Origin of the sequence: Gracilibacillus kekensis, assembly GCF_900143085.1 — a bacterium.
Classification (GTDB): Bacteria; Bacillota; Bacilli; order Bacillales; family Amphibacillaceae; genus Gracilibacillus; species Gracilibacillus kekensis.
Map to the genome: position 1 here is coordinate 227,274 of NZ_FRCZ01000007.1, position 10,476 is coordinate 237,749.

The 10,476-nt window shown below is 37.2% G+C and carries 11 protein-coding genes, 11 tRNA genes and 1 rRNA gene; 22 read left to right on the forward strand and 1 reads right to left on the reverse strand.

Annotated features, from left to right (window positions below; all coding sequences use genetic code 11):
- Nucleotides 1-151 precede the first annotated feature (151 nt).
- From BUC25_RS16365 to BUC25_RS16405, 9 genes are all read left to right on the forward strand, one after another.
- A complete protein-coding gene (locus BUC25_RS16365) occupies nucleotides 152-1,018 on the forward strand; it encodes an RsbT co-antagonist protein RsbRA (RefSeq protein ID WP_073202961.1) in 867 nt (288 codons plus the stop codon).
- Between the two features lie 14 nt (nucleotides 1,019-1,032).
- Nucleotides 1,033-1,389 carry an STAS domain-containing protein gene (locus BUC25_RS16370; protein WP_058305775.1) on the forward strand — a complete coding sequence of 119 codons (357 nt, stop codon included), beginning with the start codon at nucleotides 1,033-1,035 and terminating at the stop codon, nucleotides 1,387-1,389.
- Nucleotides 1,390-1,391: 2 nt separating this feature from the next.
- The gene (locus BUC25_RS16375) at nucleotides 1,392-1,793 is read left to right on the forward strand and encodes an anti-sigma regulatory factor (RefSeq protein ID WP_073202962.1); all 402 of its coding nucleotides are present in this window, start codon (nucleotides 1,392-1,394) and stop codon (nucleotides 1,791-1,793) included.
- A 113-nt stretch (nucleotides 1,794-1,906) separates the two neighbouring features.
- Entirely contained in the window at nucleotides 1,907-2,905 is a 999-nt protein-coding gene (locus tag BUC25_RS16380) for a PP2C family protein-serine/threonine phosphatase (protein ID WP_073202963.1), read from the forward strand.
- Between the two features lie 124 nt (nucleotides 2,906-3,029).
- On the forward strand, nucleotides 3,030-3,359 hold the full coding sequence (locus tag BUC25_RS16385) for an STAS domain-containing protein (RefSeq protein WP_073202964.1): 330 nt from the start codon (nucleotides 3,030-3,032) through the stop codon (nucleotides 3,357-3,359).
- 1 nt (nucleotide 3,360) lies between these two features.
- Nucleotides 3,361-3,837, forward strand: a complete 477-nt coding sequence (gene rsbW, locus BUC25_RS16390) for an anti-sigma B factor RsbW (protein ID WP_073202965.1) — start codon at nucleotides 3,361-3,363, stop codon at nucleotides 3,835-3,837.
- A complete protein-coding gene (sigB, locus tag BUC25_RS16395; protein WP_073202966.1) occupies nucleotides 3,809-4,600 on the forward strand; it encodes an RNA polymerase sigma factor SigB in 792 nt (263 codons plus the stop codon). Before rsbW ends, sigB begins: the two co-directional genes overlap by 29 nt.
- Nucleotides 4,600-5,208 carry a PP2C family serine/threonine-protein phosphatase gene (locus tag BUC25_RS16400; protein WP_073202967.1) on the forward strand — a complete coding sequence of 203 codons (609 nt, stop codon included), beginning with the start codon at nucleotides 4,600-4,602 and terminating at the stop codon, nucleotides 5,206-5,208. Before sigB ends, BUC25_RS16400 begins: the two co-directional genes overlap by 1 nt.
- A gap of 625 nt (nucleotides 5,209-5,833) precedes the next feature.
- Complete coding sequence (locus BUC25_RS16405; protein ID WP_073202968.1) at nucleotides 5,834-8,002, forward strand: Tex family protein; 2,169 nt, start codon at nucleotides 5,834-5,836, stop codon at nucleotides 8,000-8,002.
- Nucleotides 8,003-8,067: 65 nt separating this feature from the next.
- On the opposite strand, the gene cmpA is transcribed toward BUC25_RS16405, so the two are convergent.
- Nucleotides 8,068-8,190 carry a cortex morphogenetic protein CmpA gene (gene cmpA / locus BUC25_RS19205; protein ID WP_139251849.1) on the reverse strand — a complete coding sequence of 41 codons (123 nt, stop codon included), beginning with the start codon at nucleotides 8,188-8,190 and terminating at the stop codon, nucleotides 8,068-8,070.
- 64 nt (nucleotides 8,191-8,254) lie between these two features.
- Between cmpA and BUC25_RS16410 the strand changes: the two genes are divergently transcribed.
- The 13 genes from BUC25_RS16410 to BUC25_RS16470 form a co-directional block, all read left to right on the forward strand.
- Nucleotides 8,255-8,722, forward strand: coding sequence for a SprT family protein (locus BUC25_RS16410; protein WP_073202969.1), 468 nt, complete (start codon nucleotides 8,255-8,257; stop codon nucleotides 8,720-8,722).
- Nucleotides 8,723-8,901: 179 nt separating this feature from the next.
- Nucleotides 8,902-8,976, forward strand: a tRNA-Asn gene (locus BUC25_RS16415).
- A 1-nt stretch (nucleotide 8,977) separates the two neighbouring features.
- Nucleotides 8,978-9,068, forward strand: a tRNA-Ser gene (locus BUC25_RS16420).
- Nucleotides 9,069-9,087: 19 nt separating this feature from the next.
- A tRNA-Glu gene (locus BUC25_RS16425) sits at nucleotides 9,088-9,159 on the forward strand.
- Between the two features lie 22 nt (nucleotides 9,160-9,181).
- Nucleotides 9,182-9,258: transfer RNA gene (locus BUC25_RS16430), tRNA-Asp, on the forward strand.
- 7 nt (nucleotides 9,259-9,265) lie between these two features.
- Nucleotides 9,266-9,340: transfer RNA gene (locus BUC25_RS16435), tRNA-Gln, on the forward strand.
- Between the two features lie 211 nt (nucleotides 9,341-9,551).
- Nucleotides 9,552-9,627, forward strand: a tRNA-Lys gene (locus BUC25_RS16440).
- 21 nt (nucleotides 9,628-9,648) lie between these two features.
- Nucleotides 9,649-9,732, forward strand: a tRNA-Leu gene (locus BUC25_RS16445).
- A gap of 72 nt (nucleotides 9,733-9,804) precedes the next feature.
- A tRNA-Arg gene (locus tag BUC25_RS16450) sits at nucleotides 9,805-9,881 on the forward strand.
- 4 nt (nucleotides 9,882-9,885) lie between these two features.
- Nucleotides 9,886-9,962, forward strand: a tRNA-Pro gene (locus BUC25_RS16455).
- Between the two features lie 30 nt (nucleotides 9,963-9,992).
- Nucleotides 9,993-10,066 (forward strand) — tRNA-Gly (locus tag BUC25_RS16460).
- A gap of 10 nt (nucleotides 10,067-10,076) precedes the next feature.
- Nucleotides 10,077-10,153 (forward strand) — tRNA-Ile (locus BUC25_RS16465).
- Nucleotides 10,154-10,243: 90 nt separating this feature from the next.
- Nucleotides 10,244-10,476 (forward strand): 16S ribosomal RNA (locus BUC25_RS16470); the annotation flags it as partial.

Consider the following 10,476-nt stretch of genomic DNA (forward strand, 5'->3'; position numbering starts at 1 on the left):
AGCATCCTTGCATTTTTTTATATAAATTGCAAAAAACGACATTTTCCTATTGGAAAATATTTTTTTATCGTAATATGTAATGTTTTATTGTAAAATTATTATATTGTAAACTAACATTTAGTGACTAGAAAATATAGCGGAGGTTGAAAAAATGCCAGAAGCATTAAGAAGAATTGTAGTAGAAAATAGTGATGTGATTTCAAAGAGTTGGTTAGACGAAGTAACAGAGAAGAGAAAATCTGATTATACGTCAAATATTTCTGATGCTTTATATCACTCTACCAATCAAGAGTTTATCAATGTCATTTTTTCGAGTATTAACCGTCGTGGTGATACAGCTGAAATGGACGACTTTGCAGAGCGTCTGATTAATTTAGGTTGGCCATTAAGCTACATAACAGATGGTTTGCAAACATTTAGACGAGTGACGATAGAATTTATTTTAAGTCAATCAGACAAAGTAGATACGTATGAATTTTCGCGCATCTTAAAAATTGTAGAAGATTGGGTTGAACCGATTATAAATCAACTAGTCAATCAATATTCGGGAAGTTGGGAACATACCGTTTCCTTACAACGTTTGGCCTTACAAGAATTATCTGCACCACTTATCCCAGTAATGGATAATATTACAGTAATGCCTTTAATAGGAACGATTGACACAGAACGAGCGAAGTTAATAATGGAAAATCTATTAGAAGGTGTAATGAAACATAATTCAGAAGTAGTTTTGATAGATATTACGGGAGTTCCTGTTGTGGACACGATGGTAGCACATCATATCATTCAAGCTGCAGAAGCGGTTCGTTTAATAGGCTCTACCTGTATTTTAGTGGGGATTCGTCCTGAAATTGCACAGACAATTGTAAATCTCGGTATTGACTTAAGTAAATTCCCAACAAAGAGTTCATTGCGTAAAGGATTTAAGAAAGCTCTAACTATAACCAATAGGGAAATAGTAGATCTAAATGATGCAAAAGATGAAGATATTACGAAAATGCTTGATTCACTAAAATAAGGAGGTGCTTTTAAATGAGAATACCGATACTCAAATTACACAATTATTTATTGGTATCCATCCAAATCGATCTCGATGATCAAACGGCAATTGATTTTCAAGAAGACTTGCTCAGTAAGATTCACAAAAGTGGCTCATCAGGAGTGGTCATCGATTTAACCTCTGTTGATATTATCGATTCCTTTATTGCAAAAGTACTAGGTGACGTTGTATCAATGTCCGATTTAATGGGCGCAAAAGTGGTGTTAACTGGTATTCAGCCTGCCGTTGCGATGACCTTGATCGATTTAGGTATCCATATGCAAAACGTTCCAACTGCACTTGATCTGGAACAAGGCCTGATTAAACTTCGCCAGGAACTGGAGGAGTGAGAATGAAAACAAAATCACAAGTACAAATTAATAAAGAATGGGATATCGTGGGTGCAAGGCAAATGGGGAGAGAATTAGCAAAAGAAATGGGATTTGGTACAGTTGATCAAGCGAGAATTGCTACAGCGATATCTGAATTAGCTCGGAATATTTATTTGTATGCGGACAAAGGTGCCGTAACTTTTGAAATAGAAGAGGATTTGAATAAAAAAGGATTGAAAATTATTGCTTCAGATCAAGGTCCTGGTATAGCTGACCTAAGTAAAGTGATGGAAGACGGTTACTCAACTTCTGGAGGACTTGGTGCTGGTTTACCTGGGGTCAAAAGATTAATGGATTATTTTGATATTGTGTCAGAACCGGAGAGCGGTACGACAATCACAACGATAAAATGGGTTCGTTAGTCAATAGAAATGAAGCAATTTTGATAAAAACTTGTTTTCATAATACTCCTATAATTACAATAATATTTTTTGACCAAAGAATTTAGTAGCTAACACAGTTAGGAGGTATTGATATGGAACCCTTAGATGTTAAAAATTACCGAAGTTTATTAAAAAAATATATTGATTCAGAGGACGAAACGTCTCTATATCAAGCAGATCAATTTAGTAAATTATCGATTCAACAAAATATATCCCCGGAAGAAATTATTAATGTGCATATTCAGGCATTACAAGAGTTATATCCTAATTTACCTAAGGAAATCGATCTCTCCATGAACTTTTTATTAGAGACGATGATTTCTTACGGTTTAGCATATCAGGAATTTCAGTCATTAAGAGAAAAGCAAGGGGAAATTGAATCAGAACTCTCCGTAGCAGCGAATATGCAGGATACTTTATTGTCCACGACAAAACCTGAAATTTCAGGTTTCGATATTGGTGCGATTAGTGTACCAGCACATCAAATGAACGGTGACTATCATCACTTCGTTATAGACTCATCAAAAAATTTAGGAATTGCTATTGCAGATGTGATCGGAAAGGGAGTCCCAGCAGCATTAGCAATGTCTATGATAAAGTATTCGTTGGACAGTTTTCCAGATTCATTAAGAACTCCTGATGTTATTTTAGAGAATTTAAATCGCGTAGTGGAAAGAAATGTAGATACAAGTATGTTTATCACTATGTTCTATGGTTTACTTAATCCGGAGTCCGGCTTATTACAATTCTCATCAGCAGGACATGAGCCGGGATTTTATTATTGTGCAAAAAGTGATGAATTTCATGAGATCAAAACTAAAGGAATTGTATTAGGTGTTTCAGAATCAGCGACCTATGAGCAATTTGATATTCAGATGGAAGTAGGGGACATGGTTGTTTTACTAACGGACGGTGTCACCGAGTGTAGGGTTGGCGATCGTTTTATCGAGCCTGATGAAATGCTGGATGTGATTCGTAAGTATATGCATTTGCCTGCACAAGAAGCCGTTGACTTAGTTTATCGTCATTTTGAACGTCTGCAGGATTTTCATTTAAGAGATGATTTTACACTTATCTTTTTGAAAAAATAAGTTTACACTCTCAAAAAACAGGGTAATAGCTTTGGAGAGCACTACAATTTTTTGTTTTGTAAGGCCCCAAATATGAATGACATAGACGGACAAATAGATAGTAAATGACGAGGAGGTAACAATCTTGAACCTAGAAATTGAAGTGATGGAGAACGATGAAAAACAGCAAGTTAAATTAACGGGTGAAATAGACGCTTATACTGCGCCAAAGTTAAAGGAAGCTCTATTACCTTTAACAAAAATGGGAAATACAACTGTGGTAGTTGATTTAGAACAGGTGAATTATATGGATAGTACAGGACTTGGTGTATTTATAAGTGCATTGAAATCAACTAAAGAATATGGCAGTGAATTACGATTAGTAGCTTTACAAGGTCGAGTGCAACGGCTGTTTGAAATTACAGGGTTAGATAGTGTGCTAAATATCGATTCAACGGTACGAGGTGGAAAATAATATGGAACCTTTTGACTTCATTGAAATGAGAGTACCAGCAAAAGCAGAATATGTAGGAGTAGTAAGATTAAGTACATCTGGTATCGCAAACAGGATGGGCTTTAGTTATGAAGAAATAGAAGATTTAAAAGTGGCGATATCCGAAGCGATGTCCAACGCAACTGAACATGCTTATGAAAACGAAGAAGGTGGAGAAGTCACCGTAGGCTTTGCCTTATATCCAGACCGTTTAGAAGTTATGGTGGCTGATCGCGGGGAAAGTTTTGATTTAAAGAAAGTAAAAGAAGGCATTGGTCCTTATGAAAATGACCAATCCATTGACGACTTGCGTGAAGGAGGCTTTGGCTTATTCTTAATTGAAGCTTTAATGGACAAGGTAGAAATAAAAAATGATTACGGTGTGATCGTGTTAATGACCAAATACCTCCATGAGAATGAGGTGGATATCAATGACGACCAAATTTCGACCACACAATAATCGCGAGGATGAGGTTTACCAGTGGATTCGTACTTTTCAAGAGAATCCTAATGAAGAAGAATTGCAAGAGAAAATCGTATTAACCTACGAAAAACTTGTGAAATCCTTAGCCCGGAAATATGCAAAAAATAATATGATCTATGAAGACTTAGAACAGGTAGGGATGTTAGGATTATTAGCAGCAATCAGAAGATATGATCCAGACGTAGGTAGATCATTTGAATCATTCGCGATTCCAACCATTATAGGGGAAATCAAACGTTTTATTCGTGATAAGACATGGAGTGTACATGTACCAAGACGGATAAAAGAATTGGGCCCTAAAATAAAAAAAGCAACAGAACATTTAACAACAAACAATCAAAAATCACCGTCCATCAAAGAAATTGCAAATTACCTTGAAGTTTCAGAAGAAGAAGTATTAGAAACAATGGAAATGAGCCAAAGTTATAATGCATTATCAGTTGACCGGAAGATCGAGGCTGACTCGGATGGCAGTGAGGTTTCTATATTAGATTTAATAGGTAACCAGGAATCAGGGTATGAAGATGTAGACCGACAACTTTTACTGAAGAAAATTATGCCTATTTTAAATGAGAGAGAGCAACAAATCCTTCGCTATACTTATTTTGAAAATATGAGTCAAAAAGAAACGGGAGAATTATTAGGTATATCGCAAATGCATGTATCCAGAATACAAAGACATGCACTAAAAAAACTTCGAGAAGCACTACAAGCTGAAAATATGGGGGCTATTCGTTAATGGCTAGCAAGCAGCAAATTGAAGTATCCGTCTTTCAAAAAGCAAAAAAAGGTAACTATTATTGTGGTGACAGTTATTTCTATTCTGAAACGGATGATACTTTTACGTGTGCGATAGCGGACGGGCTTGGTAGTGGTGAACTTGCTAAAGAGTCCTCACAGGTTGTCATGGATGTTATTCAAGATAATATAGATGATACTGTGACATCAATGATTAAAAAAAGTAATCAGAAATTAGTTGGCAAACGTGGAGCTGTCTTAGGGATTTTGCAAATAAACCTTAAGACCAAACAGTATTTCTATTCATCAATTGGCAATATAGGTTTAATGACCATCACTTCTAATTCCATAAAAAAAAGAAATATACCACAAGTTGGTTATCTAAGCGGGTATGATCGCCCTTTTAAAGTAGTGGAGGACACCTTGGAGGAAAATTTAATTTTTATTATGTTTTCGGATGGTGTAGATCCAAAAGAAATATCGAATTCCTACTTTCTCCATAAAGAAGTAACACACATTACCGATACTTTTAAACATTTGTATAGTCATAAATTAGATGATGATACAACATTAATAGCCATGAAATATAACAAGGAATCTCTTTCATAACATAGAGGTTCCTTTTCTAATGCAATAAATCTTTATAACTATTGAGCGTTAAACTAAATTGTGAAGTAATTGTACTGCTCACTTTGAAATTTTGATGAGTGGAATGCAAAAGCTCCGTCCATTTACTTCGCTTTCTGCGGGCGTCACCTCAGCCTCCTCAGAAAAGCAAAGGGCGCTTTTCCTGCGGGGTCTTCGGAAGACGCTGATCCCGCAAGAGTCTGCGTAAATGGACTGCGCTTTAGTAATGTTCTACAAATAAAGTAACTGTTAAAATATTGATATGATAGTTTATTTCATCTTATTTGAACAGATATTTCTACAAAGCGGAGGGAAAATGCGACACTCCTGGGGGAACAGCACGAGCTGAAGATCCACTTTTGGAAGTGGTCTTCTTCCCAAAGTTAGCAGACCGCCGTGCCCCCGGAAAGGGAGTATTTTTCCGTAGCGGTGGTAGTTCACTCATCATTATTCTTTGTGTGATGAAGTTTTCATTACTTCGCAGCAGTTTGTGTCAACTCAGTATTAGATCTAAAAATTGGGAATGTTTTGTGCAATTGCTTGTGCATTTCTTATTTTCCTGCTTTTTGTTAAAATGAAGTAGGATTAGTATGAAGGAGGAAATACATTGCCAAATAGTGAAGAGCTTTTACAATTAATCAATAATGTTGCAGAAAGAACAAAAATTAATCAGAAATCAGTGAAAAGCGTTATTAACCTTTTAGAAGAAGGAAATACTGTTCCTTTTATCGCGCGTTATCGGAAGGAAATGACAGGATCTCTGGATGAGGTGCAAATCAAAGATATTCAAGATGCCTGGAATTATGTTAATACATTAGCGGATCGCAAACAAGAAGTGATACGATTAATTGATGAACAAGATAAACTAACAAAAGAATTGCAACAAGAGATAGAGAAAGCTACTCAATTACAGAAGGTAGAAGATTTATACCGTCCATACAAACAAAAACGTCGTACTAGAGCAACGGTTGCAAAGGAAAAAGGATTGGAGCAGTTAGCTGAACGAGTATATCACCAGCAAAGTGTTGATTTAAATGAAGAAACAGTTGATTTTTTCTCTGAAGAAAATGAATTACATACAGTGGAAGATGTCCTTGCGGGTGTCCAAGATATTATAGCCGAATGGATCGCCGATGAACCGAAGTTCCGTGAGCAGATAAGAAAGCTAACGCATCAGAAAGGTACGTTTCTTTCAAAAGCAAAGAAAGCAGATATTGACGAAAAGAAAATCTACGAAATGTATTATGACTATAGTGAATCAGTAAATAAAATTGTATCTCACCGGATTCTAGCCTTAAATCGGGGAGAAAAAGAAGAAGTACTTAAAGTTTCAATTGAAACTCCAGTCGAAGCTATAATAGAATTTATTCAAAAGCAGGTAGTAAAGCCAGCAAGTAATAACCAGACGAAAGAATTTTTAGAGGTAGTAATTGAGGATAGTTATAAACGTCTTATTCAACCATCAGTAGAACGTGAAATAAGATCAGCTTTAACGGAGAAAGCTGAAGAACAGGCGATTGATATCTTTTCAAAAAATTTAAAAAGTTTATTATTACAACCTCCATTAAAAGGAAAACATGTTTTAGGCGTCGATCCAGCATTTCGTACTGGTTGTAAATTAGCAGTAGTAGATGATACTGGGAAAGTAAAAGCGGTTGATGTGATGTACCCGACAGCTCCAAAGCATGATACAGCCGGTGCAGAGAAAAAAGTAATAAAATTTCTAAACGAATATCCAATTGAATTAATTGCAATCGGAAACGGAACTGCTTCGAGAGAAACAGAGCAATTCATTGCTAATGTTATTGAAAAACACCAGTTAGATTTAGCATATATTATTGTCAACGAAGCAGGGGCAAGCGTGTACTCTGCTTCCAAATTAGCACGTGAAGAGTTTCCTGAATTACAAGTAGAGGAAAGAAGCGCGGTGTCCATTGCGAGACGTGTTCAAGATCCATTAGCAGAACTTGTGAAAATAGAACCTAAAGCAATAGGGGTGGGGCAATACCAACATGATGTTAGTCAAAAAAGGTTAACAGAATCATTAACATTTGTAGTAGAAACGGCGGTAAATCAAGTAGGAGTCAACGTTAATACAGCCTCCTCCTCTTTACTTCAATATGTCTCTGGGCTTAACAAAACCGTTGCTAACAATATAGTGAAACACCGTGATGAGTTTGGTAAATTTACGAATCGTAAACAATTAAAAGATATACCAAGGTTAGGTAATAAAACGTATGAGCAGAGTATTGGATTTTTACGTGTGATAGAAGGAGAAGAGCCATTAGATCGAACGCCAATTCACCCTGAATCATACAAGTCTACAAAACAGCTATTAGCTGAAGTGAATGCTAGTTTAAATGAATTAGGATCTGAACAGCTAAAAAACGTGATAAAAGATTTGAACAAAAAAGACTTAGCAAATAAATTAGATATAGGTATGCCAACATTAGAGGATATTTTAAAAGCGTTAATTAGTCCAAACCGTGATCCACGTGATGACTTGCCTAAACCATTACTAAAAAAGAATGTGTTATCTATGGAAGATTTGCAAAGCGGAATGGAATTACAAGGAACGGTTCGGAATGTGGTTGATTTTGGTGTGTTTGTCGATATTGGTGTCAAACAGGATGGGTTAGTTCACATTTCAAAACTGTCGAATCAATTTGTGAAACACCCTATGGATGTTGTTTCTGTTGGAGATGTAGTAACTGTTTGGGTCGACCAGGTAGATCAACAAAAGCAACGAATAGCTTTAACCATGATTCAATCATAATATAGTGAGATTTTACGGGTGGAAGTCTACGTGTTACTTAGAGTAAAGGGTGCAACTTGTACCTTTTACTCTTTCTGGTTATTCTCAGTTTCACAATAAAAAAACCAACATTGGTTTAACAACCGAATTTGATATTTGTTTTTTTGATGGAAAGCACCCGTCAATTGTCTGATTAACCAAGAAGGCATTTTGATTCCTCCTTTTAAAGTATGTTGATATAATGTATGAATTAGTTAAGATAGGTGTGAAACTATGTCGCTGATAAGTCAAGAAGAATTAGAAAAGTTAACAAATGATCTTTCTATACGATTTTTTGAGAAGCCATTTATAGATATTGTTATATTTAATCACCGTCTTAGAACAACTGGTGGCCGTTATTTACCAGCTAAAAGAACAATAGAATTAAATCCAAAATATTATAATGAACTAGGCTATGAAGAATTTGAGGGGATTATTAAGCATGAATTGGTGCATTACCACCTGCATATTGAAGGAAAGGGTTATCAACATCGTGACCCCGAATTCAAACAGTTATTAAAAGAGACTAATTCACCAAGGCATTGTAATCCATTGCCTTCGATGGAATATGATTTTAAGTATTATTACTATTGTAAAGAATGTAACCATTTATATAAAAGAAGAAAGCGAATGGATATAAAAAAATATCGTTGTGGAAAGTGCAAAGGAATGTTAACGCTAGATAGTTTTAATGAAAAATAATTTTTATAATTCTATTGACTAGGATTATGATAGTGTGGTAAATTATATTGGCGCTACTTTGAAAAGCGCCAATTATTATTTCTTTTATTACTTTAACAGAAACTAAATTTAATATCAGTTGACATTAGTCTTAAATTGATGTAATATATTTTACGTCGTCAACATGAGTTATTCATTATTCCACAGTAGCTCAGTGGTAGAGCAATCGGCTGTTAACCGATCGGTCGTAGGTTCGAATCCTACCTGTGGAGCCATGGAGAAGTACTCAAGTGGCTGAAGAGGCGCCCCTGCTAAGGGTGTAGGTCGTGTAAGCGGCGCGAGGGTTCAAATCCCTCCTTCTCCGCCATTTTTTTATTTTTTAACATGGCCCGTTGGTCAAGTGGTTAAGACACCGCCCTTTCACGGCGGTAACACGGGTTCGAATCCCGTACGGGTCATCCTTTATTTAAAAATTTAATAGGTCCGGTAGTTCAGTTGGTTAGAATGCCTGCCTGTCACGCAGGAGGTCGCGGGTTCGAGTCCCGTCCGGACCGCCATTTATATTGGGCTATAGCCAAGCGGTAAGGCAACGGTTTTTGGTACCGTCATGCGCTGGTTCGAATCCAGCTAGCCCAGCCATTTTTATTTTGTTAGAAATAATTACAGCATTCGTCTTTCGGACGAATATACTATTCTTAGAACTTGATCGATACTTCACAAAGTTGTTGATTTGTGAATGTATAAAGGATAGTGATGCTGTCAGGGATGCTTCTATAAAAGTTCTCTACTTATAAGTGGATTTTAATTCTTAGAGTAGATCGAGCTAACGCCATGATTTGTTAGACAACAAGAGCCATTAGCTCAGTTGGTAGAGCATCTGACTTTTAATCAGAGGGTCGGAGGTTCGAATCCTCCATGGCTCACCATTCATATCTAATAGATAATGAGCGGTCGTGGCGGAATGGCAGACGCGCTAGGTTGAGGGCCTAGTGGGAGGTAATCCCGTGGAGGTTCAAGTCCTCTCGACCGCATCAAAAAATGCTTAAAACTTATTGACTTAACTACGTAATTCGTGTTATATTAATAGATGTCGCTTTTATCAAGCGCCCGTAGCTCAATTGGATAGAGCGTTTGACTACGGATCAAGAGGTTAGGGGTTCGACTCCTCTCGGGCGCGCCATGACCGGGAAGTAGCTCAGCTTGGTAGAGCACTTGGTTTGGGACCAAGGGGTCGCAGGTTCAAATCCTGTCTTCCCGACCAGTCGAAGGTTTTAATTAAATATGTGAACATGCGGGTGTAGTTTAGTGGTAAAACCTCAGCCTTCCAAGCTGATGTCGAGGGTTCAATTCCCTTCACCCGCTCCATGATATAAATGGGCCTGTAGCTCAGCTGGTTAGAGCGCACGCCTGATAAGCGTGAGGTCGGTGGTTCGAGTCCACTCAGGCCCACCATTTATTACTTGATCTTTGAAAACTGAACAAAACAACCAGTATGATAAAAACATGAAACAAGCCAGTTTAACAACTGTGCGCAAGACAACTTTTATTGAGAGTTTGATCTTGGCTCAGGACGAACGCTGGCGGCGTGCCTAATACATGCAAGTCGAGCGCGGGAAGCGAACGGAATCCTTCGGGAGGAAGTTCGTGGAACGAGCGGCGGACGGGTGAGTAACACGTGGGCAACCTGCCTGTAAGACTGGGATAACCCCGGGAAACCGGGGCTAATACCGGATAATACATGGTTTCGCATGAAACCATGTTGAAAGATGGCTTTT

What these genes read in the sequence shown, in the direction of transcription:
- BUC25_RS16365 (WP_073202961.1), top strand. Translation starts at nt 152, where the DNA reads ATGCCAGAAGCATTAAGAAGAATTGTAGTAGAAAATAGTGATGTGATT.
- BUC25_RS16370 (WP_058305775.1), top strand. Translation starts at nt 1,033, where the DNA reads ATGAGAATACCGATACTCAAATTACACAATTATTTATTGGTATCCATC.
- BUC25_RS16375 (WP_073202962.1), top strand. Translation starts at nt 1,392, where the DNA reads ATGAAAACAAAATCACAAGTACAAATTAATAAAGAATGGGATATCGTG.
- BUC25_RS16380 (WP_073202963.1), top strand. Translation starts at nt 1,907, where the DNA reads ATGGAACCCTTAGATGTTAAAAATTACCGAAGTTTATTAAAAAAATAT.
- rsbW (WP_073202965.1), top strand. Translation starts at nt 3,361, where the DNA reads ATGGAACCTTTTGACTTCATTGAAATGAGAGTACCAGCAAAAGCAGAA.
- sigB (WP_073202966.1), top strand. Translation starts at nt 3,809, where the DNA reads ATGACGACCAAATTTCGACCACACAATAATCGCGAGGATGAGGTTTAC.
- BUC25_RS16400 (WP_073202967.1), top strand. Translation starts at nt 4,600, where the DNA reads ATGGCTAGCAAGCAGCAAATTGAAGTATCCGTCTTTCAAAAAGCAAAA.
- cmpA (WP_139251849.1), bottom strand. Translation starts at nt 8,190, where the DNA reads ATGCCTTCTTGGTTAATCAGACAATTGACGGGTGCTTTCCATCAAAAA.
- BUC25_RS16410 (WP_073202969.1), top strand. Translation starts at nt 8,255, where the DNA reads ATGTCGCTGATAAGTCAAGAAGAATTAGAAAAGTTAACAAATGATCTT.